The organism is Corynebacterium sp. A21 (assembly GCF_052266655.1).
GTDB lineage: Bacteria > Actinomycetota > Actinomycetes > Mycobacteriales > Mycobacteriaceae > Corynebacterium.
The window spans coordinates 31,134-55,421 of the sequence record NZ_JBQPQY010000016.1 but is presented as its reverse complement, the minus strand read 5'-3'; the positions used below and the strand labels follow the sequence as shown (position 1 = coordinate 55,421).

The following is a 24,288-nucleotide window of genomic DNA, read 5'->3' as shown; positions in this document are numbered from 1 at the left end:
TACCTCAGCCTTCCAAGCTGGTCTATTGGCTGTTTGTATGGCCTCGTAGTTTAATGGTAGAACTGGAGCTTTCCAAGCTTCTGGCGCGGGTTCGATTCCCGCCGGGGCCTCTGTGACGTGCTCGTTTGCATAGTTTAGTCCCCGAATGGGCTTGTGCCTATTCGGGGACTTTTCTGCCATGTGCGTGGTTTTTGGTGCGGGAAGATTTGCCTGGTGGGGTTAAAAGTGGGGTGGATTGGCTATTTGTGGTGGCCAGCCTGCGTATCGTGCCAGGATGGTGGGTGTACCCATCTGGGGGCGAACGGCACAGGGCCGCACCGCCAGCACGGAGCGTTATCAAGACGTTGTAAAGTAGTGACAGGTCATAGCTACGAGAGCTAGCATCAACTACATGAACCCAGTCAAACACTCATGCCTACAATGCGGCTCCGACGCTACCGACACGGGCGCTGTCTGCATCGACATTCACGCCGTCAAGGATCTCACCCGAGACAATGAGCCGGACACATTCTCACGTCTCGGGTTCCACCCGTACACATGGGTGACCCTTTGCGCGGACTGCGCAGAAGATCATTCGGATGGGAGCATTTACCAGATCCCCACCCGTGAGCTAATCAGCGAAAGCTATGCCAGACAGCAGGGATTCTTCCTGTCATCGAAAACGTGGTTTGGCGAAACCTGGTGGGAAGAATACGTGGCAAGAAAGTTCCCCAGCGACTGACCAGTTAGGGCATGTAGGTGACGATAAGGGTTTCTGTATCGTTGCCGGCGATAGCTACGCCGATGGGCAGGCCATGGTATTCGATGGTGTTCGGGTTCGAGTTGTACACGTCTGCGACTGCCTGGATCTGACTGTTGCCGTAGGTTTCGATGGAGTACCTCCCCGGTGTGTCCACTATTTCGTCGATGTTGGTAATGCCGATGTCGCGGGCATCAGCTATCTTTTGGGCAATAGCGGTCGGGGCCGGGTCGATTGCGTATCCGAGTCGTTCGTAGTGTCCGGCGATAGCCGCGATGAGGTCTGCGCGGGCCTCTCCATGGAGAGGGCTGTCTGGGGCTTCTTCGCCCGGAACCTCGGGGGTCTCGGGGTCTTCGGGCTGTGGCTCCGGCTGTGGCATGGGCTGAACTGGTGTGTCTTTGCTGCTTGAGAATGATGATTGCGCGGCGGCCATGCCGGTGCCGGATAGTGCGAGTGCTGCGGTGATGGCCCCGGCCATAATCTTTCGTGTGATTTGCATGAGAAACAGCTTCTCATGTTGACCCGAAAAGTTCAGCCAGAGCGCCCCCGGTTATTGCGGCTGGGGGCTTTCGCCTTCGCTCGTTACGGGTTCTGCTGGGATGAGGGGGATGGTGGGGATGATCGCATCCGGGGCCAACTGGCCGGTCTCGCGCAACGCTTCGAGTAGAGCGGCTTGTCCCGCAGCCACAGCAGGCGCGGCTTCCCTGCGTTTCATCTCCTCACGCAGATCACGGAAACAATCCATCATCTGATACTCAGGAATCCGCTTAAGGCCTTCGACCCATTGGGGATAATCGAACGTCATGGTTGCGGCTTCTTTCTATTCGGTATATGTAGACATCGGAACGATAGTCAGTGCGGCTGTCAGTTTTTGGTTGAGGGTAGATGTGGATGGTTCTGGATACATACGGAAGTACAGGTACCCATCCACCCCGGGGACTCCGATGCTGGCAGTCCCAGTCCGGTACCCTCCTCCTGCTCTCGCGGGGATAGTGAGCGGATATTGAGTGGCCACTCCGTCTGGGCTGTACCGAATTTCGATGGATTCCGGCCCTGCCCATGCTGCGGTGACGATGGATACCCCGGGAGTCAGCTTGATATTGGACCCCATGCCGTTTTGCTGGTTTACAGGAACCTGAGGAGAGGTCGATCCTGCAATGGGGACCACGGCTAAAGAGAATGGTGACGGCGTGGTCATGCGACCACCGCCGCGATGGGGGTGTTTGTTCTGATCATGGTGTTGCTCCTAGGTTGGTGGTGCCGCCGGGGGTGGTGGTGAACTCTTTGGGTTTCATGGTGAATGACCAGCCGTTGGCTTGCATTGCGGTGTAGGTTGCTTTCCAGCGGACACCCTCATGGTGGGGGATGCGCAAACCCACTTGTCCTCGGTGCATGATTTGGCCGTTTTGGATGCGGGCATCATGCGGGGCCAACGCAATGGTCTCCCCGCCTACGTTCAGGGTTTCCCCTTTGGGGATGATTGGTTCTAGTCGGATGTTTCCCTGTGCCGCATGCTTATCTGGGTCGCGGTCCACATCATCCGCATCCGTGAGGTATGCGTAGATCGTTTGTGTTACTAGGCAAGATTCCACGGCTGACTCCAATCGTCATGAACATAATGGGGCATCAGGGTTGTTGGCGAGATCACGGCTCATCCACCCAGTTCACCCGCGACAGCATGTCCCTGATCCCCCGCGCACCCGTCAGGTGACTATCAGCCCGGGCTTCGAACAGGATCTGATCACCAGATTGAAGGGAGGTTTCGAACTGTCCGATCCACTGCTTCCGGTATCCATCACCCAGAAACGAGATGGGGCCAACACCGGTGTGCGGTCCGACAATCCTTAGCTCAGTGGTGGTGGTTCCCCGCTTGCGCAGTATCCGGATGCCGTAAGCGTGGTGGAAGTTCGCTGCATCCCAGCCGACTTCCAGGGAGATGTGGTGAGCTGCGCGGGCTTTACTCTGCACGGTGTGCGTATGCAGCGTGACCCAATTGCTCTGCCCAGGGGTGGGGATCGGGTTAGTGTTCTGATTCCTGGTGGTGTAAGAATTCCGGGGAATGCCCGGGGTGATCGTGTACTGCACCAGTGCTGACAAATAGTGACCGGTTGTACCATTGCCGGAAAGGGTCCATGACCTAGCGGAAGACGATACCGTCTTATCCTGCCACTCCATGAAATAGTTGCCATCAGTGCCAGTCAGGAGACCCGTTTTCCGTTGCGCTGAAATTGTGAGTTTCCCGATCCACCCCGGCCTAGCAGACACAGTAAGGTTACCCTGACTGGCAGTGACCGTGATGTAGTCATCACTGTTTGACGCTGCGACCTGCCCAGTGCGAGTCTGGTTCGCGGACTTGAGGGATTCCTCAACAGCATCCACCGCTGCCTGTGCTGCGGCAACAGCGGAAGTAGAAGCTTCGGTGCGTGAGATGTCAGCTTCCATACGGGCGGCTTCGGCCTCTTCGCGGGCTTTCTCCGCGTTAGACCTTTCGGTTTCCGCGAGAGCGCGTTTGTCCTCAGCTTCATCACGAAACCCCTCGGCCTGCGAGCGTGCGGTCTCCGCGAGAGAGCGTTCTGATTCTGCTAGTTGTCGTTCACCCTCCGCAGCGGCACGTGATTGCTCGGCCATGGCGCGGGCCGCTTCGGCTGCTGCGTAGCCACCCATTGCGGCACGACGCGCCCGCTCAGCGGCGGCACGAGAGGTTTCCGCATCAGACCGCTTACTCTCCGCGTCATCCCGGAACCCCTCGGCTTCTGACCTGGCTGTCTCTGCGAGAGAGCGCTCTCCCTCCGCATTGGATCTAGAGGTCTCCGCAGAGTCGCGGGCAGTTTCCGCCCCGGACCGGGCTGTCTCCGCCCCGGACCTTGCGGTCTCTGCCAAGGCTCGTTCGCCCTCGGCTAGTTGCCGTTCACCCTCGGCCAATGCGCGGGACTGCTCAGCCATCGCCCTAGCTGCTTCCGCAGCCGCGTAGCCGCCCATTGCTGCGCGGCGTGCACGCTCGGCAGTGGCCCGTGAGGTTTCAGCCTGATCTCGGGCTTCTTCGGCTAGCTGTCGATCTGTCTCGGCTCCGGACCTCGCGGTCTCCGCCCGGTCACGCGCCAGTTCCGCGTCCCGGCGTTCCGTCTCGGCAGCCCCACGGGCCACCTCAGCCAATCGCCGGGCTTCCTCTGCTAGCCTGCGCCATTCCTCGGCATCCTCTGAAAATCCCTTTGATGCCAACGACGCATTATTTGCAGCCGTGGAAAATCCCGAAGCATCCGCCGTGTGACCGGCGGCAGTGTCCGAAAAGCCTGATGCCGCTGCCGTGTAGCCACTAGCTTCCACCGAGAATCCGCGAGCAGATTCGGACCAGTCCCACGCGGTAGTGGAGAATCCGGATGCCGCCGTAGATGCGAGATCCGCCGCTGCCGATGCTGCATCAGCATCCGAAGCGTGCCCCGCCGCGACAGTGGAGTGCTGGCCCGCCGTGGCACTATGCCCAGCAGCCACCGTGGAGTGCCCCTCTGCCGTGGTGCTATGCCCCGCAGCCACCGTGGAATGCTGCCCAGCGGTCTCTGAAAACGTCTTAGCCGATGCCGAGTACTGCCCGGCGGTGTCGGAATGCCCAGCCGCCGCCTGCGAATGCTGACTAGCCGTAGTACTATGCCCCCGGGAGATCTCCGAAGCGGCATGAGACTCCGTGGAAAACCCCGCAGCCGCCGTAGATGCGAGGTCAGCCGCTGCCGATGCCGCATCAGCGGTAGAGGCATGCCCAGCAGCCACCTGCGAATGATCCCAAGCGGTAGACGAATGCCCCGCAGCCGTGGTGGAGTGGCCCGACGCTGCTGTCGAGTGCTCACCAGCCGTGACAGAGTGGCCTTGGGAGATTTCCGATGAGGCGTGTGACAAAGCCGACGCGGCGAGACTCGCCTCCGAATGCCCATAGCTGGCCTGTGAATGAATAAACGACTGCTCAGAATGTGCACTAGCCTGCCGCGTCCACTCCTGAGCTTCGCCTACTGCGCCCCATGCTTCACCCATGTGGAAATCAATCAGATCAGTAGCAGAGGTCTGGGAGATCAGATTATCGTTCAACCCCTTATAGAGGTCTGCGCGGATTCCCCACGGGCGACCATTCCGCAGTGGAACCTCCGGCGGAAACTCTGGCACCGGGTCTACCGGGTCTGGGGTGGTCACAGAGTCACCACCGGCATAGCCATGAAGCTAATAGACGCATCCTCGGTGGTGAACTCCCAACCACCAATCCCGCCCTTCGACTTACGCGCCACCACATGAATCTGCACCGTGGTGTTCGCCGGCACGGTCATCGACGGGAGTTCCGGGGTGACAGCACCATTAACCCAAGGCACAACGATGGTCACGTCATTCTCAATGTCCTGGTAAACCTGCCCCCAGCCAGCACCAATGCGCGGGCCGGTGGATGCGTCCCCGAGTCGGACATCCACATCGAATTTCACACCCATAGGGAAGTCGAACCTGAGGTGACCGCCAAGGCACACGGGGTGATACTCGAACGGCAACGGCGGAATAGTCAGGGTTCCCAGCAGGCGCTCAGACACACCACCGGACTCAATAACACCCACATTATGAGGGGTGAAGTTCTGCGGCCCCATCACCCATGGCCCCACCGGCGACATCACCGTCCGGGGTGCCCAATGCGTCCCATTCCATGTCACAGCGTCACCCACACGCGGCGGCTGCGTATTATCATAATCCGGGGCGTTGACCAGCTCAGAAGAATCACCCGGCGGACCCACCTCACCCTGCGGCCCACGCGGCCCCTGCGGCAACTGCATGTCCAAAACGACACGATCCTCAGTGGACGATGCCTGATTCACCGACACCAGGGCCGTGCCGCCCATCGTGACACTGCCGATCTGGATCTCCGGCGTAGCACCCCGCTCACCACGCAAACCGATGAACGAAGGAATTTCGAAAAAATCCGCGCCGTCCCACACGAACAAGGACTTACTTACCGTGTCGGGGAACGCTGCGCCCTGGTCATACTGGGTCAGGTCAGTGGGCAGTTGCGAGGGGTCGGTGATCATGTATCGCCACTCAATGGGGCTAGCTGGGTCGCCCTTTTCGCCTTTTTCCCCGCGCAATCCCCGAGGGAGTTCGAGATAGGCAGCCTCTGGGGTGATCTCGATGATGGCGCGCTGAGTGGCAAGCGCGTCTTCAGTATCGATCCAACGCAGTCGGACGTTCTTGACCAGCGAATCGTACGTGTCAGCCATTCATCAACCTCAGGGTTTCAGGGGGGGTGGTGTTTTCGTGTATTGAATCACCGACGGCGGTTGGCAGGATTCTGCCCAATAACCGCATTGAACCCTGATGAGTGCGTTGTTCAGCAGATGCAAAGATCCCCGCACCGTCATGGTGTGGGGATCTGCTATTTGCGGCGTTCCTGTTTCCATTCATCGAACGAGGGCCACTTCTCCGGCGGCGGGTCCCATCCATGCCGGATCGCCATCAGGTCCAGCTCCCGGCGTTTCGCAGCTATGAACGTGATAAATTCCCAGAACTCTGAGGCTTCGGCGGTGATTTGTTTGATCTCGTCACGGAATCGGCTGCGGTCGCCCTCCATCTCGTCTCGCATGTCTTCCATTTGTTGCATCCATCTGGCGCGGTCATCGCGGTGGCCTTGGATGGTGGCATCCGCCAACTTGGAGTTGTCTTCGATTTCGCGGATCTTCCGGTTACGAATCCACCGGGTGACCCTCCCGAGTGCCCACCACTTATCGGAATGATCCTTGGAGAAGACCGCCCATGGGCCGAGGGTCAGTGCGAGGATGATGAGGATGAGGGAGCCGCCCCACCCTTCGGGGATGATGGTGGTGAGTTCTGCCATTAGCCCTCACCACTCATGCGCTGCTCGGCAATCCATGCGGACCGTTTGAGATAGGTGGAGAAAGCATAAAGTCCGAACAGGATTGCGATGACAACGAACATCAACGGGGTTCGGTATCCGTCCCATGGCCAGCCGCGTCCTACCATGGCGATTGCCATTCCTGCTGCGAGTGCCCCGTAGACGGCCATGAGGAGGACTGAGCCGGTGATGATGGGGCCGTGTCGGCGGCGGACAATCCCGAAGAGAAAGGTCACAGACCCGGTGATGAGGAGTGCTCCCCATGCTTGGATGGGTAGGGCGGCTTCAACGACGGTGAGGGATTGGGTTACGTCTGTGCGGTCGCCGGTGAAGTAGTCGATTCCTCGGATGAGTGCTTCGATGCAAAACGCCCACATCGCCACCATCGACAAATCTGGTTGGAGTCCTGGCGCCCAGTCGCCACGCCTGAGCCACAACCGGGCACCCATACCTATCGTCCTGCCGAAGTCGGGCCGGTGAAGACTGGCAGGGAAGAACCAACCACCGGTGCCGGGGTGCGGCTGATCTGTGCGGCCTTAAGCTGGATCGCGGCGATACCAGACGGAGTGACGGGGCCACGGCTAGACGCATGCACAATCACCTCGGCAACACCGATCACGATGGCGACACCCAGGGTGATTCCCCAGTGCACGTCACCCATGGTGAAGATCAGCAGGTTGAGGATTTGCAGGACAACTTGTGCGGCGGCGGTGAGACTGTTCTTCCGGCGGGCAAACCAACCCTGATCATGGATGGCTGCAACGCCTGCTTCCTGCACCGCGTCAGCGATAGGGTTGTCCAGCAGGTCAGCAACCGAAATATGCTTAGCCATTACTTCTTCTCCTCATGCACGGCAGGTGCGGTCTCGGCGATGGCCTTGTGTGCCCACATAGAGGCGTTTTCCAACTCGGTGAACGCGACTGACTTGGCGCGGCCATCAGGCAGGATGTTGTCTAGGAATTCCGCGAACTCACGGAACTCGATACGCACATCACGGTGCTTCGGGAGAGTCGCGTTATCACCCTCGATGGTGGCCTTATGGAAGCCAAAGCGGTTCTCGATCTCGGTGTTTCCGATCATTACTTCTTCTCCTTGGATTCGATGACGTTGCGTAGTTCCGCGATGTCCTGGCGGGTAGCGGCCACCGCATCATTGGTGGAGAGGTCATTGCCCTCCGCGTTCTTCCCGTTCTGCGGCCACCCCGGATACTCGCCAGCGTTGCGCCCGCCGGTGAGCTGCTGGCGGATGTCCTTCACATCGGAGCCAATCGGCCCGGTCACCCGAACGTCGATGTAGTCCTTGAGTTCCTGAATAATGCGGTCTGCCTGAGACACAGTGAGTTCTCCATCTTCGTGTGATTCGCCGGTGAAAAGTTCGTGTAGTTCGCCTACGCTGCCCCGGAATGCGTTAGCGTCAATGAGTTGGCCGGCAACCATGGCGGTGCTGGTGAACTGCCAAACAGCTACGTCTAGACCGCCGTATCCGTCCCAGCCTTTATCTCCGGCTCGGGAGTAGATGACGCTTGCCACTCCGCTGTTCATGTCGGGGTAGCGACTGGTCCACAGTGGGGGCAGGCCAGTCAGGTTGGGCTTGCCGATCTGTTTCCAGTACCAGTTCGGCAGGTAAGTCAGAATGACTCGGTAGCCCTTGGCCTCGATGGCCTCCCGAATATTCTTGAAATGGGCGACGCTACTGCCAGACCCGTTCTCAATGTCCATGGCAATCGGAACGCTGGTGTCCCCTAGGTGATCGTGCAGGGTGTCGGCGTGCGCCTGGGGGGTCACGTCGTGGCGAACGTAAACGTAGGCACCGACGTGCATGGAGCTGTTCTTCCGAACATCCGCAAGGTGGGAATGCAGGATCGGGTCACGCCATGTGCCCTCGGTGGCCTTGATGATGCAGAATCGGAAACCCTCGGCTCCGATGAGTTCCGCGAGGATACCGTTTTGCCAGTTGGAAATATCCACGCCAAAGATCGGTCCGGTGAAAGTCGCGGGTGTGGATGTTTCGCCAGGGTGGGGCGCATCTTGTAGCCAGTCTTCGGGGTCGATGCGGGTGCCGCCGTAGCCGTATTGCCAGACGGTGAGGTGCAGGTGTGGGCCGGTGGACTGGCCGTTACTACCGACGTAGCCAAGCAGTTGCCCGGCATCTACCCAGTCGCCTACAGAAAGGCCGGTGGCAAAGGCGTTCCACATGTGGCCGTACTCGCTGGCCCCGCCGCCTTCACTGGTGGGGTGGTCGAGGACGATCCACTGGCCGTAGCCGGATGCGGCCCCGATGTGGGTCACGGTTCCTCCGGCGCATGCGTAGAACGGGGTGCCGTCCGCCGCGCCGAAATCCAGGCCCGAGTGATGAGACCCCCATCGTGGGCCGAAGCCGCTGGTGAGCGTGTAACTCTCCCGTGTCATAGGCCATTGTCTAGCCATGTGTCTGCCACCCCTTTTTGTGTCGCGCCCACTATCACACTTGAGGCGCGTTGTTCAGGGGTCACCGTAAAATAAAAACGGGTTGGCAGGATTATCCGCCGGACATGTTGATCGCTTCGGTGATGGAGAACAAGCGGCCCATTTTCCCCACGATCTCCGCGTAAGGGCTGACCACGTTGTGGGTGGCCCCGATGATCGGTTCAATCGCAACCCGCTGGCCTACCGCGTCGGTGACTTTCACGCCGCTGATGATGTCCACGATTTCGCGGTCTGCGAGGTGATCTCGGAATCGGTTGCGGTCACCGGGCCGGTAGCCATGCTTGATGCGCCCGGATGTAGGGTCGGCCCAGTCATTTCCGAGGACGTTGGCGATGCCGTCTGTCACGGTCATTTCCACAGCCCTGCCACCACTCGCTTCTTTGAGCGCCCGCATCACAATCGCATTGGTGTCAAAGGTGAATGCCCCGGCGGATGAGCTGGTGAATCCTTCACGCCGGTGGAACGGGCCCATCGCAACCTTTCTGCGAGTGTCCGTCCGGGACTGGTACGCAAACAACGTGTCTTGCGCTTCGTCTGCTAGCCAGTCCCCGACGATGGCCCCGCCGATAGCCCCAATAGGGCCGACAGAAGACCCCAGTCCGGTGAGGATTCCCTGAACTGCCAGGTCAATGCCAATGTCTAGGCCTTCATTGATCCAGTCATCCGACTTGCCACCGGCGATTTGGGTGACTCCGCCGGGGGCTTTGCCGGACATGCGGAAATGTTGCACACCGGCCTGATCGGAAGACCAGCGGATGTAGGAACGGTCCCGTGCTTCACGGATATGCACCAGCAGGCCCGGCTTAGTGGGTTCCTCAATCGGTGGACCATCTGGGTTGAATGCTTCATCCAAGTGGGCTTTGGTGATCTGGTGGAACCGTTCAACTGAGGTGCCGCCCACCATGGGGATCATCTTTCCCTCGGGGAACGGCTGGCCCGGCCACCACATCCGCACTTCGCACACAATGTCATATTGCTGCACCACATCAGTGAGTAGGTCTGTGAGGCTGGTCATTTTGGATTGGACTGTCACCTGGGGTGACTTGTCATCCTTTGGTGGGAGGATGATGTAGCCGTCGAGTTCGGCGCGGGCCATGTTTTCCGCGATGAAATCGGACACGACGGTGCAGACTGGCCCGTCTTTGGTGTCTGCTTTGCCCTGAACTTCCAACGGCATCCGAGTGCTCGGGAAACCGCGCAAATGCTTGAGCTGGTCCTTGTCATCGACAAGTGTGCAGGTCAACACCGGGTTATCCGGGGTGCCCTCATTCACATAGTCATCGACTTTCCCCGTCCAAAACCAGCCATTATGTTCAGCGGTGACCGGCACGGTCTCAAAGTCAGATGCCTGCATGAGCCGCTGCGCCATCGGGTGATCCCCCGGCATCGTCAGTACCCCCGTGGCGGGCTGGATACCCATCGTCTGATGGAGTTCCAAAGATGTGTATCCGGGGAGTCGCCGGTAGTCCGTGTACTCGTTGTTCCACACCCGCAGATTCAGCGGATTCATGGACTGGGGATCATGGATTACCATGCTGCTTCCGTTCTCGGGTGGTAAGCGACCTCAATTTTAAAATCCGGGGATGGATTCACAGGCCGGATGATCAACGGTGTGGGAGCATGCCCCGTCACCGGGCGTGGCGGCAACGGCTTATCCCAGTAGGCTTCCGGCAACTGTGATTGGAGGTCTTCGCCGGTGGTGGACTGGATAGTGGGCCATGATGCATCTGTGTCGATCACAAACCCCGGCTCCAAACTGGTGCGTGCTGGGAGGGTGACCTCATCACCAGGGGTGCCAATCGTCACGCCACCATGACCACCGGTGACGGACCACCGCAGCCACGCCGCCTGATCCCCCAAGTTGTGCAGACTGGCGAGATGGCAGTTATCGCGGTTGTAGTTGCGGATCTCCTCGAAACGCTCCCAGAAGGATCGGTCGGTGGTGAAATTTACGGTCTCCCCAACCTCCCCCACGCGGCCTGGGGTTCCCCAATGCTGTGCTTCGGACACGCTGTCTAGGCGTGCGTCGATCCACCAGTACCCGGACTCCTCGGACACTACGTAGAGTCGGCAGGTGTCTTTACCCCGCCCCAATGCTTCGCGCCATTTTGCGTGAGCACGACGCGCCGCATGGCTACTAGTCGGATCGGCCACCCAGACCCGAAGACTGATCACGCCCCGCTCATCGGTGGTGCCACGGTAGATCCCGCCATCACGCCCAACAACCTGCTGCCAATCATGGGTGAAAGGCGCACCTTGGAGTCCGGTTGGGGTGGCTGCGAGTCGGACCGGGCACCCCGGTGATCCGAATGGGATTCGTGTTTGTTTGTCTGCCCCGATGAGGAAGAACCGGAAGATGTCTTTCCGCATTATCGCATTCCCTTCATTGCCTGGCCTAGTAGTTTCTCCGCGTCCATGAGTTGATTCTTGGTCCACTGTTGTGGATCGTTGATCGACACCGGCCCATAGAACTGTGCGCCCACCGCATTCTGCACAGCCCCGTCCACGGCGGACCGGCCCCGGTATTTCGCGGCATCCATGTTGATTCCCAGCCGCTCAGCCGAGAGTGAACCGCCGGTGTTGAACCCCGAGAGGTCACCCTCAGGCAGGCCAGCAATTCCACTGCCAAGTAGGTTCATGAGTGACAGCACATCAATGCCGAGTCGCTTTCCGGTTTCCAGCCAAATATCGCGGGACCGTGCCTGCTTGCCACTGGACAGGGGGATGTAGGCTTCTTCCCCAGCTTCGGCCCATAGGACGGCAGATGAGCCGTCTTGGATCTGTGCTTGGCGGTTCAGGCCAGTGAGGATGCCACCATCAGCCATTGGGGTGATCGAAACGTTCGCGTTGGAACTGTATTTGCCCAGAAGGTCGGCGGCTTCGGACATGCGGGTGTTGTAACGTCCCGGAAACGCGCTGACCTGCACTCTTTGTGCGTGCGCCCCCGGATCGCCGCTGTTATAATCAGCGTCATCCAGCTTGTCGTAAAACATTCCCGCAGACTTCGCCGGGTCCATACGGTCAGCGGTCGTGCCCCATGCCCCGTTGGCCCGCTGCTGAAACAAGCCCACAGAATCGTGGTCAGAGCCGACAGCATCATGCGGGAAACTCAAGCTGGCCGGGTCCGCATGGTTCGCGTACATCTTCATCTCCGACTCCACCAGAGCCGTAGCCAACGCAATCTGGATACCCCGGTTGGAGATGCCCCGGCGCTTACCCTCACGAATAATCGCATCAGCATTCTTATTCCCCGAGGTGCCACCAATCCCGGTGGTCGGAGAGAGTAGCCCCTCATAGAGGGACAGTTCCTCCACCTCGGCTTCCATCTCCGCGATCTCAGCCTTAAGCTCAGCCACCTTGCGTTCAGCCTTTTCCACGGTCTGATCCGCACTAGCCTTCTGCGTTTCGGTGGCAGTAAGCTTCCCGTCCTTGTCCTTCTTGTTGTAGGTTTCGTCCCGCTTCATCCGCTTGATCCGCAGATCCTCCTCCGCCTCGGGGAGATCCAGCTTCTTATCGGAAAGCTTGTCGCGAGTCTTATCCAGGGACTCCAACTTCTTCTCGGTGTCCTTGCGGTTCTTCTCCGCGTCCTTGGCTCGCTGCTCAGCGGTCTTTTCCGCGATCTTGGAGTGCAAGCCGATGACCTGACCCCAGGACACGATGTCATCGTCCATGGGGGTGCCGGTCTGCTTGGAGTAGATCGCGGCCATCAGTTCAAGGAAAGACCCGTCTCGGATGAGTGTGCCGGACCCGCCATGCAGTTCACGCTCCTCGGCTTCGGGGTCATATTCGTATTCGCCATCGGTGCTGCGCAGTAGTTCTGATGCGGTTTCCGGGGTGCGGACCGACATGGCAGTGCCAGCGGTGCCAGTGGTTTCGAGGGATGCGAAATCAGGGATGCCCTCCAAATCTATCGGCAGAGGATCACGCAACGGCTTCCGGGCGGCGACGTGAACATGGTTGCGGTGCTGGGCATTGAGTGCAGGGCCGAATTCGAAATCCTGGCCGTTCTTGATGTTCTTCCACCCATTGAGCGGGTAGTGGATCAGCTCGGCAAGTTGGCTCTTGTAGAGGGTGTAGAACCACGTGGAGAGTGCCTGCATTTCCTTGGTGGTGTCGGTGCCGTTGGAGAAATCGACAGCCTCGCCCCACCCGTGGTGATTGTTTTCCCCGGGGCGGTCAACGGAGGTGACTTTCAACTCGGGGAAGTGGCGGCCCACCAGGCCGATGATGCTGTCAGTGACACCGCCGTTGGCGAAGGCCCTAACTTCTCCGTCTTCACCGTTGAGGGTGTAACCGAATCGGGATGCCACGTTGGCGAGGATCTTCTCAGACCGGTCACGCTTCGACGGGGCCAACGGGATATATGCCTCACCACCGGTTTCCGACTCGGCAAACACCCGGTAGCTGCCTGCTGGTGCGATGTGTGCAGTGTGGGCAGGCTCATGGGTGCTGCGGCGGCGACGCTCCACCGCACGATCCACACCACCATCAGCGAATGCCTTGACCTCGGAATAAACGTTGCCTTCGCTATTTCCGCTGGTGAAGATGTCCTTGATGTTGCGCACGATATTCACCGTGTGCTCCGACACCGTATTAATCAGTTCAGGAGACAAGATCCGCTTAATCCGGCTAGAAGTCTCTGTAGCGTTATCGGTGATGACCACCTTGCCGTCAGGCAGTGTCGTGGTCGTGACCCCGAGAGTGCCCAGGCGCTTCATGTTCTCATCGCTGGTGTCGGTGATCTCGATCCAACCCGGCGGAAGATTCGTCGTGGTGATGCCCACTTCTTGCAGCTGCGCCAGGTTCTCATCAGTGGTGTTCGTGATCGCAATATGCCCGCCAGGCAGGGTGACCACTTCACCGCCAAGGGCTTCGATCTCGGCGCGAGCTTCCGGGGTGTCCGCAGTGATCCGAACTTCACCCGCCGGGATCTCACGCGCCGCTACATCGAGGGCATCCAGCCCTGCGAGCACTTCACCTACGTTGTCATTTACCCAAACATTGCCGGTCAGTTCATCGTGGACAGCCGCCCCGAGTTCGACCTGCTTGCCCATGACTTCGGCATAGTTGTCCTTGAGCTTCACCTCGCCGGTGATTTCATCCCGGACAGCCAATCCCAGATCCAGCATCCGGGTCTTGACCTCTTCGGTGTTGTCATCAATGCTGATGCTGCCGTCTTCCAGCATCTTCATCTCAGCGCCGATGGACTGCACCATCTGCACCAGCGACAATCCATCAGGGAAGTGGATCTCCACTGTGCCGTCCTCTAGCCGGTTGATCTCACCACCCAGTGCCCGAACATCCTCCGCCACATTCGGTGCGAGAGAATCCACGATGATGGTCTTCTCATCCGGCATCGAGGTGATCGTGTCGCCCACCAGCTCCAAAGCCCCCGCAGTGCGCTCAGCCTCAGCCCCCAGGTTCGCAATCTGGTTGGACTTAAACTGCTCCTGCGCTTCCTCCGTGGCCTTGGCGCTAGAAGTCACACCATCCGCAAGTTCCCACATTCCCCCGGTGAGTTCTTGCAGTTCATCTCGTGCCGATGCGGCATCCTGGGTCCAGCCAGCTAGAGTATCCGGGTCTTGCCGGTTCAGCTCCTGCATACCCTTGGTGACACGATCAGTGGCCTCAGCGCTGCCATTGAATCGGCCCGCCATGTCGGATGCGGTGATGCCCACACTCCCGAGGGTGTCACCCCACTTAGCCCAAAGTTCTGTCCCCTCGACAGCCTTCGTGGAGTGGGCTTCCACCGCAGCGGTGACCCTACCCATGGCATCCTGATTTCCATTCATAGAATCAGTGACAATCTGGGAGGACACGCCGATTTGGTTGGCAGTATCGATCCAACCGTTCTCGGTGGCGGTCTTCTCCTGCATCGCCTTCGTCTGCGCGGTGATACTGCCAGTGGTCCCATCCAGCGACCCCATGAGGTCACGCTGCTGCGCGGCATGCTCCTCTTCGGCCTTCTTCGCCTTGAAATGCTCAGTAGCGAGGTAGCCGATCAGGGTGGTGGCACCCATGATTGCCAGCCCCCATGGGCCACCTAGTGCGGTGACCATTCCGCCTGCTGCTCGGGATACTCCGCCCATGGCTGATCCGAGGACACTGATGCCACCGGATGCGAGGCCCTTTGCCGATGCTCCCATCGTGGCGGTGGATGCCATGAAGCTTCGGCTGGCTTGCTGCCCCATGTAGTCAATCGTTGTGAAAGCGTCCCGAGAGCCAACCGCGTTCTGTTGCGCCGCGCCTGCTGCCAGCCGGTGACCGGCGGCGACACTATCAAGTCCTACGCGACCATCGGCGTATGCCCCCTTGGCCTTGGACATGGCACTCATGAATCCGCCACCCAGGGTGGACAGGTTTTCCTTGAGTTTGCCGGTTCCGTCTGAGAGTGCGGTGGTCCATCCTCGCTGCTGGGATACCACGGCGGTGATGCCACCGGCCCAGACCTGCCACGGGATGGAGGTTGCGGCATCTGCCACGTTGCCCACCAGGGGTGCGAGGATTCCGGCACCATCGGAGATCATGCCCAGGCCAGCTGCTACGTTTGGCCCCAAGTCGTTGGCGAACTTCTCAAGGTGGGGTGCGAGTTTCCCGCCCCACTCCGCCGCCAAAGGGGACACGCGGGCGGTCAGATCGTCTACGGCAGATGTGCCAGCAGACAGGACAGTCGGCAGGGACTCGAACCCAGACTCAAGGATCGCGGCACCGCCACGCCCAAGGGCAGCCCCGAAGTTATCCATCGCGCCGCCGACAGTCTCACCCATGCGGACTGCACCGCCACCGACGTAATCATTCATCGCCTCGGAGAAGGTCTCGAAATCAATCTTGCCGTCAGACACCATCTTCGAGATGTCAGCTGCGGACTCCCCGGTCTTCTGGGACAGAATCTCATAGATCGGGAGTTGACGCTCAAGGAGTTGGGCGACAATCTCACCGTCGATCTTGCCCTTGGCGGCTGCTTTGCCCCAGATCAGGCCCATTTCTTCCATGGTGGCCCCGCCGATGGCAGCGGAGTCAGCGACACCTTGGAGTACGCCTTGGAGTTGTTCGCCGGGGGCGATGCCGGATGCGACCATTGTTGCGGCGGTGCCTGCGGCTTCACCGATACCAAACGCGGTGCCGGACACTGATGCGAGGGCGTTGTCCATGATGACGCGAATATCGGAACCAGAGTTGCCCAAAGCATCCAGCTTCGCGGTGGCCTGATCAATATTATCCAGGCGTGAGAAACCCTTAGCGATGGCGGTGCCGACACCACCAATAACCGCGCCACCCGCCGCCAGCCCACTCCATTTGATGACGTTGGAGGACACCTTGCCAAGGGAATCAATCAGCCCATTGGTGGATTCAGTAGCTTCCTCAATCGGGGCTTTGTCCACATCAGGGCGGACCTGCTTGCCGTCTACCTCGCCAAGCTTGGTGTCCAGTTGCTCGGCAGAGGACTTCGCCTTGTCCAGATCACCGGTGTCGGACTTTGGCTTGACGGTCTTCTTGCCAACATCGTCTAGCTTCTTGCCTGCATCCTCGGCGGACTTCCCGGTCTTCTCGATCTCGGACGTGTCAGCCTTGGGGGCGATCTTCTGCTTATCGACCTTCTCCATGTCCTTTTTGACATCGGTGAGGTCACGCTTTACGCCGCCCAGCGCGGCGGATACGCCACGGGTATCTACCTCAATTTTGGCTGACAGTGTGCCGAGGTCAAGATCAGACATGGGTTCTCCTACTTGGTGGTTTCGTGCGTGAGATTCAGTGCGCGGCGCAAACGGCTGGGCTGGTTAATGAGGTCGAGGATGCGGAGGTTCAGCCACCGCCAGGTGCGTTGGTGGAGAATCCCGGATTCCACATCAATCCCGAAGGTGTCGTGCAGGTCGGCTTCGATGTCGGGCCAGGCGTTGAGGATGTCCGCCCACGACACATGCGACTGCGCGGGGCTGAGGGATTGGGCGCGGGGATTGTCGTACCACTCACGGATTCCCAGCTCTTCGATGTAGGGTCCGCCACCTAAGTCATCGGGACCGTAAGCACCAGGCCGGGGGTCATACTTGCCGTAGGGGCCGTCTAGGAGGTGGTCTTCTCCGGCATGTCCGGAAACATTTCCTTCACCTTCTGGGTGACCCGTTCCTTCGCCCACTGCGCCGCCGCTTCCGGGACCAGCGGGAGGTGTTCTTTTCCCAGCTTGGTTTCCCACCAGATTTCACCGAATTCCGGGGACACGCCGAAGTGGGAGACTGCGGTGTTGCCGACGTGGATGATTTCTTTCAGCGCCACCCCATCCTGGTTCATCTCATCCCACAGGCCACCGCTCATGGTGTCGGTTTCTGCGTCGTAGTCAGCGCCGATGAGTTCTGCGATGATCTGCATCTCTTCCAGCTGAGTGCCGCCGTTGATGACGTGACTCTTGATCCGTAGCCCAAACTCGGCGTTGGGGGACTTCACGGTGTAGGTTTTGCCGGCAATGGGGAGGTGCAGGTGTGGGTCGTGGAACTCGCGCAGGTCACGCACAGAAATTCATCCTTTTAAATTGGTTGAAGATATGGGTGTGGCCCCGCCCCGACAGTGGGGATCGGGGCCACAATTTCAGTACTCAGGCCAGTAATCTGGCAGCGGTTGAGTTCAGCCAGCCGGGATGGTCTCACCGAACGGCACGGACTCGCCAACATCGGTTGCCGGGATCTCGATGCGCTGCGGCTTACCACGAGAGGTGAGGGTTGCGGTCCAGGAGTCCAGGGCGACACGGTCGCCCGCTTCGGTAGCGAACTCCACAGAGAAGTTGGCTTCGTAGGCCTCGCCAGTGCTATCGGTTCGCCAGGTGCGGCCCTCGATAACGTTCGCGTAACCGGTCTGAGTACCCGCCAGGCGGATGATCTCCTGGCCCGGATCAGCAGCGAATGACTCGCCTTCGCCTTCGCCCTTGCGCAGGCCAGCAGCCGAAATGGTGTAGGTCAGGCCAGTCGCAATGTTCGACGCGAAACCCTCGCCATCGAGGTCGGAGTCATCCTGCATCTCACCGGTAAACACCGGGGCGATCTGGGTGCAGCCGCGGACATAGGTCCACTCGCCGGGGACAGCGCCAATGACACGGACTTGGAGGGCGTTGTCACGCGCCAGAGTGGAAGTCAGACTGTTGGGACCGGGCTTTGCGGCAACCATGTAATTCTCCTAGCTAGGATTCAGGGTGAATTGGTAGCTGTCCACCGAATGCGAACGACCGTTTTCGTCCGGATCTTGAGCGACAGTTACCACTCGTTGGCACAGTAGAACACGTGTTCGGTTGGCGAGATGGAAATGTGTCTTATCGTGCAGCAACTGGAAGAGTTGTTCGGCCTTTTCCGCTGCTACGAATGGGTTGACGGTGCCCCGGATGCGGATTTGCACAAACACATCCGGGCTGGCGTTGTCGCGTGATCTGTCATCTCGGTAGATGTTGATCGCAATGGCATTCTTGATCTGATCTGATGGGGGAATGCGGCCCACGAAGATCGGCCACGGATCAGTGGATCGGTAGTTAGCGTTTGTGGACCATGAGCAGCCCGCGACCGCTGCCAAATGCTCCCCAAGCGGGGCTAGGATCATCCCGGAAGTGTGGGTCACATCATCCTCCGAACCCGCTCAGCGATGATCCGTTTCACGTTCTCCGCTTCATCACGCATCGCATTTTCCAGGTACTTCGCCTCACCATCGGTGTGGTGGTAGCCGACTTCCTCATGCTGTTTCGCTGCGTAGGGGGTGTTGTATGACACCGCAGCGGTGCCCTTGCCATCGGTGCTGACTTTCCCGGATGCCCGCAACACACCGGTCTCCAAGGGGGCTTTGTCGTTGGATGTGCCGAGTACTTGTGCTGCGCCGTCTCTCGCTCCGAGGTTCGCGCCGCGTTTGATCCGGTCACCAAAGTTGTCGTTGAATGTGAGCTTCACGCCCATGGATAATCACCCCAGGTGGATTGTGTAGTAGTCAGGGACAGGGAGTCCGCCACCGGAATGCCGTTCAGTGGCGATTACCCGGAGTTCGCGGTCATCGAAAGCCGGGGGGAGAGTCACCAACGATTCAATGGGGACACGTAGCGTCTCAGCGGGAACATGCACACGGGCGGTGGATACCAGTTCATCGGAGATGACGTGTACTTTGTCCACGATCCGGGCGTGAGTGATCTCAAGTGCTGGTAGGTCCGGGGTGTCCTCGATAACTTCCCCGTAGCCGGGTTCAACCGCGTTGTGGCCACCGGCGCGGCGGATCTCAATAGGGTGGGTGAACCACATGCCGAGAAGATCACCCATGTTTATCGTGCCCATGGTTGCCACCCCGAAAGTCCCGCATCATCCAGCACGGTTTGCGACAGGTCACACAGTTCAGTGAGCGTCACAGTGACTAAACCCTCCGACACTTGAGTGAGGGTCACGGATGCGCCGTCAAGGGAAGATGACGCTACTTTCTGCTCCTGCCCAGCGACACCCGCAACTGGGTTCAATCCTGCGCCTTGCCACTCCGCGACTTGCAAGCATGTTGCGACGGCCATCGCTTCGATCACCTCGGGATCGGTGGGCATGCCCGCTGGATCAGTGTCATAGAGCGCAGATCGAGTGGCCTTGGATACCAGGGCGCTGGCGCGAATGAGCCACTGTGCAGCATCCTCCGGAAGGTCCCGCATGTACTCGGCTAGCTTGTTTTCATCAGCGAATACTCGCATCACAATGTCTTTCTAATAGGAAAGGCCCCCACCCCAAGAAAGGGCAGGGGCACAATCAACATGGATCTACGAACTAGCCAGCCGGAACGGTCTCGCCAGCACCCGGAAGGGAACCAGCCGCGATGCTGGTCTCCTGAGTGAAGATGCGATCCGGGCGAGTCACATCACCACCCCAAACGTTCAGGGAACGGAAGGTGTCAGCAAAGGACGCGTGAGAGCGGTATGCCTCAGACTTGGTGAGCTGGTTAGCGAAGGAATAGCCACCCGCAACGCCTGCGATGATGGTCTCCCGGCCCGCAACCACCGGGGCATTCGGGGAAACAGTGATGTTGAATCCGAGGACCGGCTTAGCGGTGACCTGACCATTCAGGAGAATGGTGTTATCCCCAGCATGGGCAGCGTCGGTGACGCGCTTATCTGCGAGCAGGGCAGAAGCGAAATCGCCGCCCACAACTGCCCATCGAGCACCCTCGGGGATATGTGCGGCATCAAACTTGGCGCGCAGATTACGCAGCAGATCCCATGCGGTGACCTGACCAGCAACGGGGACATGGTAGTCGGAGCCGTCGAATACGACAGCATTCGGGAGCTTGTGCTTCGCCCCGGCCTTAAGCTTCGTGGCGTTGTACTGATCGACAGCATCCGCCATCTTGTAGGCGTAGTCCGCGAGGGCGGTGGACTGGAACTCGCCAGCTGCCTGCACCTTGTCGATGTCGTCAACATCAAAGGCGTAATACTTCTGGGAGTCGATGGTCAGGGTGGTTCCGGTGGTGGACAGCTTGTCCGAAGTGATTGCAACCGCCGGGTCGTAATCCTTCACTTCGCCGGTGGCGATGGTGTTGATGGTGACGGTATCGCCCTTTTGGGAGATCTCGCCCTCAAAGTCGCGGTTGGCGATGCCCGGCTGGCCGTAGACCAGTGCCTTTTGGAACGGGACATCGAGCTTGGCTTCCCAGAGCTTGGGGATAAAGGATGCGAATGACATGGTGGTGTCTCCTACTTGTAGAGGTGAGCGAGCTTGCCGGCCTTATCGGCTGCCACGATTTCCTCGGAGGTCATCTTTTCGAGATCCCCGATGGTGATCGGCGCTCCTGATTGCTCGGTGTTGGTGTTGGTGGGGTCTACGCCGGAACGTCGTTCAGCGGCCTGCGCTGCGAGCTTCGGAGTGGACGTAACCTCTGCCTGCACCACTTGAGACACCTGGTCTGCGTAGTCATCGGCATTGGGGTCGAGATCGGCAAGGAGTCCCTTGCCCTTGAGGTAGGGGAGAAGGATGTCGAGGTCCGCTCCGTGAGCCTTCGCCGCGTCGGTCAGTGCGATCTTCTCGGATTGGTTTCGCAGCCGGGTTTGCAGCGAGTCGCGCTCGCTGGTCAGCTGTTCCACAATCTTGTTCGCGTCGGCTTGTTCGGTGTCCTCATCCTTGATGAAGCCGAATGCTTTGCCGATTTGCTGAACTAGAGCGTCACTGTCGGCTTTGGCTGCGGTTACTGCGTCTGCGTGTTCCTTGGCCTTGATGCGGGCGGCGGCGTTCTCACTGCGGAGTTTTTCGACGTACTCGCGGTCAAAGGTCTCGGACTGCTGGTCGCCTACCTCCGGGGTGGCAACCTGCTCGGCAGATGCGGTAACAGCAGTGGACTGGTCAACTGCGGCTGCGGGTTCGGTGGTGACCTGTGGCTCCTGGCCGTTGGTCTCCTGCGGTTCGGACAACGCTGTCTCCCTCAAACGAATGCGCCCCGGTGTTGGGGTCAGTGGTGAGGGTAGAACAGGTGTTCGGTTGGCGAGTTAAAACCGGGTGGGGTTTGGTGGCTGCATTATGCTGTGGCTTATGAAACGTAAAGGAATCATTGCCCTAATTGCCAGCGCACTCGCACTCGCAGCGTGTGCTTCGGAGCCGGAATTTACTGATGAGGAAATCGAACGCCTCGAATCAGTCCAGGAAGCATTCAGTGAAGACGAAACCCCGGAACAGGATGGCCGGGTAGCGATGCAGCCATACTCCGGTCCACCAACATCTGAGGAGGAATTAGCTACCACTCAGGTCAAAAACAACATGGAAGCTGTCGGGGTAGACGGAATGACCAACATGGAGATTCTGGAATACGGAAGAAAACTCTGCACGATGCTGGACACTGACCCCGGGAAGCTTCATGAGGAGATGGGGGAGTATCACGCCAAGTCAAACGGGAGACAGGCCACGATTATGATTCCCCCGGTGACTGCCCGTGAGTTCTGTCCCGCGTATTTCCCCAGCGATGAGGAGTTGGAGGTTATCCTCACTGATGTGTGGGGTGGGGAGATTTGGGTGCCGGGCGTTAATTAGGGAATGGGAAAGCCCCGCAACCTGATTAGGTGCGGGGCATTGTTCAGGCGTTCTCGATTTTGAATCGACCAGTTGGGCGACCGCATTCGTCCACATGTTTCATTACCACGTAGTCGCCATGGGTTTGCACGTTGGGGATGAATCTCTCACTGAGCTGTTTCATCCAATGGATGTAGCCTCGCGCACCGTCTAGGGTCATGGCGGTGGTTCGGCTTAGCTCGCGGGCTGCTAATTCATCCACGGTGTTCTGATGCTCACTGCTCAGCATGCTGCCCTTGGGTGATTCATGGTTGGGGACGTATCCCCAGTCACCAGGTTCGCTAACACGCCGGGGCCACGGGATGCCGTCGTGCCACTCCCATTCAGTCTTCATCGGGCTGCTTTCTTTGGCAGCAGTTTCTCTTCTGCCCACTTTTGCACTTCGCCTTTATCCGTTCCAATGATGACATGTCTCCCATAGTTCCCGGCTCCGGCCCTGGCGGCTATCGGGTTGGTGAAGGCTGTAACCTCCGTGTACTGAATCTTATCCGTGAACATTCTATTTTCGTCCAGGTATGCGCGGTACACGATGCGGCGATCAGGGAAGTCAGTCTCAACATACTCTGGGGCGTACACGCCAATGTCTGGTAGTTCGTCATGGCAGGTGAAGAATACGGTGGGGTCGTGGATCCATGCGCTGCGGATTGCATCTTCCAGGTTGTCGTAGACAGATTCAATACGGTACTCGTCGTATTCGCCGGCTGTGACAACGTAGTGGCTACTCATTTGCTTCTTTCCATTCGCCTAGGGTCATCTTCGGGAAGGGTTCATCATTGCTGTGCGCCCAGTGGACGTGCTCACCGCTATATTCCTCTTGGTCACGCTTAGGCGGTGCAACTTCGTCTGGGAAGCTTTGGTGGAGCTTATCCACCAGCTCCTTCATATTGGGGGCTGGCATGCCAAAGACTTGGTGTGCAAGGTCCTTTGATTCCTGCGCGTCGAAATGCCCTGTGCTGCTCATGGTGTCCATTCTATAGGGGTGTGTAGCGGTAGTCCCAGCCCTGACGATTGTGGCATCTCCGCCGGTAAACGAAGGTGAGCCATTTCCGGCCTTCCCACATGGTTTTCACCGGGTGCCAGGCAAACCAAATATGCCACGGACCAGGATGCTTAGCGTTCATTGGGTATCGTCTCCCCGCGTTCTTGGAGTTCTCTGCCGTCGAGACTGTGGTGGGTGATCATCCATCCGATTGACCCGTCTTCTCGGGGAACTGGCTCCACCTCAGGCAAACATGGGCAGTCTTCGTATTCGTGTTCGATGAGATCCGTCACCGGCATCACATGCACATCACCATCAGCCACGGTCGCCCTCCTGATGGTCTCGTTGCCATGCGCGTTTGTCTTTGGCCCGGTTGGCGCGGCGCAGCATCCTTCGGCTGCCCCGGATGCAGTATTTGCAGGTGCAGTTGGCCCACGTTTTGTTCGGCCCCCGCAGCAGCATGTCAGCCATGGTTTCTCTCTCCGAACCTTCCCAACTCTTCCCATGCCCAGAACCCTGAGTCGGCAGCGTTCGTCCAGTAGGTGCGCCACGCCATGCTGCACTGCGGGCAGAGCCATGTTCGCTTCTCAAAACGGCCAATGAACCAGCGGGGCCGATCCGGGCAAGGGTTGTGGCTACAGCAGGCGATATGCTTCGGCTCGATCCCTTGGGCTGGGCGACCCGTATACCTCGGCTCATAGCCATTCACTTGGTCAGCCTGGGCGAAGGGGCGCGGGTATTCGGGTTGGCACATGATTATTTGTCTTCCCATTCGCCGTTGCGGAACCGTTCATTCATCGACAGCTTGATAGCCTCCAACAGGCCCACCACTTCCAGGAAGGTCGCGCCCTCGGAGATTTCCCAACCGATGAGGAGTTCCCCATCAGGGTCTATGGCCTGGGTGATGGTGATGCGCCGCACCTCAGTCAGATTAGGATCCTCGGTCATGGCTACACCATGTCTCGTATTGCGGCGTTAACACTGGTGATGAACGTGACGTGGCCGATCATGGCATCTCCCGCAGCGTCCATGACCTCATGGCGATCAGCACCGAACCCCAGATTGATCAGGTACGGAATGATGTCGATGCCCATCTTTTCCGCTATCACAATGTCCGAGGGGAACACTTTTTCACGGGTGGCGGTTTGCGCGAGGGTCTGCACCAGCAGCTTGTACTGCTCCACAGTCAT

At 59.1% G+C, this 24,288-nt stretch carries 28 protein-coding genes and 1 tRNA gene; 3 read left to right on the top strand and 26 right to left on the bottom strand.

Annotation, left to right across the window (positions count from 1 at the left end; translation table 11 throughout):
• Positions 1–39: 39 nt before the first annotated feature.
• A tRNA-Gly gene (locus ACTU46_RS15100) sits at positions 40–110 on the top strand.
• 615 nt (positions 111–725) lie between these two features.
• Here ACTU46_RS15100 and ACTU46_RS15095 read toward each other — a convergent pair.
• From ACTU46_RS15095 to ACTU46_RS15035, 13 genes are all read right to left on the bottom strand, one after another.
• Complete coding sequence (locus tag ACTU46_RS15095; protein ID WP_443383360.1) at positions 726–1,238, bottom strand: hypothetical protein; 513 nt, start codon at positions 1,236–1,238, stop codon at positions 726–728.
• Between the two features lie 51 nt (positions 1,239–1,289).
• Positions 1,290–1,544: a hypothetical protein gene (locus ACTU46_RS15090; RefSeq protein ID WP_443383357.1), complete on the bottom strand. Its 255-nt coding sequence runs from the start codon at positions 1,542–1,544 to the stop codon at positions 1,290–1,292.
• A gap of 427 nt (positions 1,545–1,971) precedes the next feature.
• On the bottom strand, positions 1,972–2,331 hold the full coding sequence (locus tag ACTU46_RS15085; RefSeq protein WP_443383356.1) for a hypothetical protein: 360 nt from the start codon (positions 2,329–2,331) through the stop codon (positions 1,972–1,974).
• Positions 2,332–2,383: 52 nt separating this feature from the next.
• On the bottom strand, positions 2,384–4,501 hold the full coding sequence (locus ACTU46_RS15080) for a hypothetical protein (protein ID WP_443383353.1): 2,118 nt from the start codon (positions 4,499–4,501) through the stop codon (positions 2,384–2,386).
• A 410-nt stretch (positions 4,502–4,911) separates the two neighbouring features.
• Complete coding sequence (locus tag ACTU46_RS15075; RefSeq protein ID WP_443383351.1) at positions 4,912–5,976, bottom strand: phage tail protein; 1,065 nt, start codon at positions 5,974–5,976, stop codon at positions 4,912–4,914.
• A 155-nt stretch (positions 5,977–6,131) separates the two neighbouring features.
• A complete protein-coding gene (locus ACTU46_RS15070) occupies positions 6,132–6,590 on the bottom strand; it encodes a hypothetical protein (RefSeq protein ID WP_443383349.1) in 459 nt (152 codons plus the stop codon).
• Complete coding sequence (locus ACTU46_RS15065) at positions 6,590–6,994, bottom strand: hypothetical protein (protein WP_443383368.1); 405 nt, start codon at positions 6,992–6,994, stop codon at positions 6,590–6,592. The genes ACTU46_RS15070 and ACTU46_RS15065 overlap by 1 nt, the downstream gene beginning before the upstream one ends.
• A gap of 65 nt (positions 6,995–7,059) precedes the next feature.
• Positions 7,060–7,440, bottom strand: a complete 381-nt coding sequence (locus tag ACTU46_RS15060; protein ID WP_443383346.1) for a hypothetical protein — start codon at positions 7,438–7,440, stop codon at positions 7,060–7,062.
• Positions 7,440–7,688 carry an Acb2/Tad1 domain-containing protein gene (locus ACTU46_RS15055; protein WP_443383345.1) on the bottom strand — a complete coding sequence of 83 codons (249 nt, stop codon included), beginning with the start codon at positions 7,686–7,688 and terminating at the stop codon, positions 7,440–7,442. The genes ACTU46_RS15060 and ACTU46_RS15055 overlap by 1 nt, the downstream gene beginning before the upstream one ends.
• Positions 7,688–9,016, bottom strand: a complete 1,329-nt coding sequence (locus ACTU46_RS15050; RefSeq protein WP_443383343.1) for a peptidoglycan DD-metalloendopeptidase family protein — start codon at positions 9,014–9,016, stop codon at positions 7,688–7,690. The genes ACTU46_RS15055 and ACTU46_RS15050 overlap by 1 nt, the downstream gene beginning before the upstream one ends.
• 109 nt (positions 9,017–9,125) lie before the next feature.
• A complete protein-coding gene (locus tag ACTU46_RS15045) occupies positions 9,126–10,583 on the bottom strand; it encodes a Gp37-like protein (RefSeq protein WP_443383341.1) in 1,458 nt (485 codons plus the stop codon).
• A 17-nt stretch (positions 10,584–10,600) separates the two neighbouring features.
• Positions 10,601–11,443 (bottom strand): hypothetical protein, encoded by an 843-nt coding sequence (locus ACTU46_RS15040; RefSeq protein ID WP_443383339.1) that lies wholly within the window; start codon positions 11,441–11,443, stop codon positions 10,601–10,603.
• Positions 11,443–16,788, bottom strand: coding sequence for a tape measure protein (locus ACTU46_RS15035; RefSeq protein ID WP_443383336.1), 5,346 nt, complete (start codon positions 16,786–16,788; stop codon positions 11,443–11,445). Before ACTU46_RS15035 ends, ACTU46_RS15040 begins: the two co-directional genes overlap by 1 nt.
• Before the next feature lie 23 nt (positions 16,789–16,811).
• Between ACTU46_RS15035 and ACTU46_RS15030 the strand changes: the two genes are divergently transcribed.
• Positions 16,812–17,081 (top strand): hypothetical protein, encoded by a 270-nt coding sequence (locus tag ACTU46_RS15030; protein WP_443383333.1) that lies wholly within the window; start codon positions 16,812–16,814, stop codon positions 17,079–17,081.
• Between the two features lie 53 nt (positions 17,082–17,134).
• Here ACTU46_RS15030 and ACTU46_RS15025 read toward each other — a convergent pair whose 3' ends face one another.
• From ACTU46_RS15025 to ACTU46_RS14990, 8 genes are all read right to left on the bottom strand, one after another.
• Entirely contained in the window at positions 17,135–17,578 is a 444-nt protein-coding gene (locus ACTU46_RS15025) for a DUF7426 family protein (RefSeq protein WP_443383330.1), read from the bottom strand.
• A gap of 111 nt (positions 17,579–17,689) precedes the next feature.
• Positions 17,690–18,226, bottom strand: coding sequence for a phage tail tube protein (locus ACTU46_RS15020; RefSeq protein WP_443383328.1), 537 nt, complete (start codon positions 18,224–18,226; stop codon positions 17,690–17,692).
• Between the two features lie 9 nt (positions 18,227–18,235).
• Positions 18,236–18,667: a phage tail terminator protein gene (locus ACTU46_RS15015; protein WP_443383326.1), complete on the bottom strand. Its 432-nt coding sequence runs from the start codon at positions 18,665–18,667 to the stop codon at positions 18,236–18,238.
• The gene (locus ACTU46_RS15010; RefSeq protein ID WP_443383323.1) at positions 18,664–18,990 is read right to left on the bottom strand and encodes a hypothetical protein; all 327 of its coding nucleotides are present in this window, start codon (positions 18,988–18,990) and stop codon (positions 18,664–18,666) included. Before ACTU46_RS15010 ends, ACTU46_RS15015 begins: the two co-directional genes overlap by 4 nt.
• A gap of 12 nt (positions 18,991–19,002) precedes the next feature.
• On the bottom strand, positions 19,003–19,365 hold the full coding sequence (locus tag ACTU46_RS15005; RefSeq protein WP_443383320.1) for a hypothetical protein: 363 nt from the start codon (positions 19,363–19,365) through the stop codon (positions 19,003–19,005).
• On the bottom strand, positions 19,353–19,763 hold the full coding sequence (locus tag ACTU46_RS15000) for a hypothetical protein (RefSeq protein WP_443383318.1): 411 nt from the start codon (positions 19,761–19,763) through the stop codon (positions 19,353–19,355). Before ACTU46_RS15000 ends, ACTU46_RS15005 begins: the two co-directional genes overlap by 13 nt.
• A 70-nt stretch (positions 19,764–19,833) precedes the next feature.
• Entirely contained in the window at positions 19,834–20,745 is a 912-nt protein-coding gene (locus ACTU46_RS14995) for a hypothetical protein (RefSeq protein ID WP_443383315.1), read from the bottom strand.
• Between the two features lie 11 nt (positions 20,746–20,756).
• Positions 20,757–21,467: a hypothetical protein gene (locus ACTU46_RS14990; protein WP_443383312.1), complete on the bottom strand. Its 711-nt coding sequence runs from the start codon at positions 21,465–21,467 to the stop codon at positions 20,757–20,759.
• 118 nt (positions 21,468–21,585) lie between these two features.
• Here ACTU46_RS14990 and ACTU46_RS14985 point away from each other — a divergent pair, with 118 nt between their 5' ends.
• Positions 21,586–22,080 (top strand): hypothetical protein, encoded by a 495-nt coding sequence (locus ACTU46_RS14985; protein WP_443383311.1) that lies wholly within the window; start codon positions 21,586–21,588, stop codon positions 22,078–22,080.
• Between the two features lie 43 nt (positions 22,081–22,123).
• Here the strand turns inward: ACTU46_RS14985 and ACTU46_RS14980 are convergent, their stop codons facing one another.
• The 5 genes from ACTU46_RS14980 to ACTU46_RS14960 all read right to left on the bottom strand — a co-directional run bounded on the left by ACTU46_RS14980 (position 22,124) and on the right by ACTU46_RS14960 (position 24,288).
• A complete protein-coding gene (locus ACTU46_RS14980; protein WP_443383308.1) occupies positions 22,124–22,453 on the bottom strand; it encodes a hypothetical protein in 330 nt (109 codons plus the stop codon).
• Positions 22,450–22,845 (bottom strand): hypothetical protein, encoded by a 396-nt coding sequence (locus ACTU46_RS14975; RefSeq protein ID WP_443383306.1) that lies wholly within the window; start codon positions 22,843–22,845, stop codon positions 22,450–22,452. The genes ACTU46_RS14980 and ACTU46_RS14975 overlap by 4 nt, the downstream gene beginning before the upstream one ends.
• Entirely contained in the window at positions 22,838–23,080 is a 243-nt protein-coding gene (locus tag ACTU46_RS14970; protein WP_443383305.1) for a hypothetical protein, read from the bottom strand. Before ACTU46_RS14970 ends, ACTU46_RS14975 begins: the two co-directional genes overlap by 8 nt.
• 774 nt (positions 23,081–23,854) lie before the next feature.
• Complete coding sequence (locus ACTU46_RS14965; RefSeq protein WP_443383303.1) at positions 23,855–24,046, bottom strand: hypothetical protein; 192 nt, start codon at positions 24,044–24,046, stop codon at positions 23,855–23,857.
• A gap of 2 nt (positions 24,047–24,048) precedes the next feature.
• Complete coding sequence (locus ACTU46_RS14960; protein WP_443383301.1) at positions 24,049–24,288, bottom strand: hypothetical protein; 240 nt, start codon at positions 24,286–24,288, stop codon at positions 24,049–24,051.

Excerpts from the sequence above, each read along its gene's own strand:
- ACTU46_RS14960 (WP_443383301.1), bottom strand. The coding sequence starts at position 24,288 with ATGACTGTGGAGCAGTACAAGCTGCTGGTGCAGACCCTCGCGCAAACC.
- ACTU46_RS14970 (WP_443383305.1), bottom strand. The coding sequence starts at position 23,080 with ATGAGCAGCACAGGGCATTTCGACGCGCAGGAATCAAAGGACCTTGCA.
- ACTU46_RS15050 (WP_443383343.1), bottom strand. The coding sequence starts at position 9,016 with ATGACACGGGAGAGTTACACGCTCACCAGCGGCTTCGGCCCACGATGG.
- ACTU46_RS14965 (WP_443383303.1), bottom strand. The coding sequence starts at position 24,046 with ATGACCGAGGATCCTAATCTGACTGAGGTGCGGCGCATCACCATCACC.
- ACTU46_RS15005 (WP_443383320.1), bottom strand. The coding sequence starts at position 19,365 with ATGGGCACGATAAACATGGGTGATCTTCTCGGCATGTGGTTCACCCAC.
- ACTU46_RS15090 (WP_443383357.1), bottom strand. The coding sequence starts at position 1,544 with ATGACGTTCGATTATCCCCAATGGGTCGAAGGCCTTAAGCGGATTCCT.
- ACTU46_RS14980 (WP_443383308.1), bottom strand. The coding sequence starts at position 22,453 with ATGAAGACTGAATGGGAGTGGCACGACGGCATCCCGTGGCCCCGGCGT.
- ACTU46_RS15065 (WP_443383368.1), bottom strand. The coding sequence starts at position 6,994 with ATGGTGGCGATGTGGGCGTTTTGCATCGAAGCACTCATCCGAGGAATC.
- ACTU46_RS15075 (WP_443383351.1), bottom strand. The coding sequence starts at position 5,976 with ATGGCTGACACGTACGATTCGCTGGTCAAGAACGTCCGACTGCGTTGG.
- ACTU46_RS15055 (WP_443383345.1), bottom strand. The coding sequence starts at position 7,688 with ATGATCGGAAACACCGAGATCGAGAACCGCTTTGGCTTCCATAAGGCC.
- ACTU46_RS14995 (WP_443383315.1), bottom strand. The coding sequence starts at position 20,745 with ATGTCATTCGCATCCTTTATCCCCAAGCTCTGGGAAGCCAAGCTCGAT.
- ACTU46_RS15095 (WP_443383360.1), bottom strand. The coding sequence starts at position 1,238 with ATGCAAATCACACGAAAGATTATGGCCGGGGCCATCACCGCAGCACTC.
- ACTU46_RS15060 (WP_443383346.1), bottom strand. The coding sequence starts at position 7,440 with ATGGCTAAGCATATTTCGGTTGCTGACCTGCTGGACAACCCTATCGCT.
- ACTU46_RS15040 (WP_443383339.1), bottom strand. The coding sequence starts at position 11,443 with ATGCGGAAAGACATCTTCCGGTTCTTCCTCATCGGGGCAGACAAACAA.
- ACTU46_RS15035 (WP_443383336.1), bottom strand. The coding sequence starts at position 16,788 with ATGTCTGATCTTGACCTCGGCACACTGTCAGCCAAAATTGAGGTAGAT.
- ACTU46_RS14985 (WP_443383311.1), top strand. The coding sequence starts at position 21,586 with ATGAAACGTAAAGGAATCATTGCCCTAATTGCCAGCGCACTCGCACTC.
- ACTU46_RS15070 (WP_443383349.1), bottom strand. The coding sequence starts at position 6,590 with ATGGCAGAACTCACCACCATCATCCCCGAAGGGTGGGGCGGCTCCCTC.
- ACTU46_RS15045 (WP_443383341.1), bottom strand. The coding sequence starts at position 10,583 with ATGAATCCGCTGAATCTGCGGGTGTGGAACAACGAGTACACGGACTAC.
- ACTU46_RS15020 (WP_443383328.1), bottom strand. The coding sequence starts at position 18,226 with ATGGTTGCCGCAAAGCCCGGTCCCAACAGTCTGACTTCCACTCTGGCG.
- ACTU46_RS14975 (WP_443383306.1), bottom strand. The coding sequence starts at position 22,845 with ATGAGTAGCCACTACGTTGTCACAGCCGGCGAATACGACGAGTACCGT.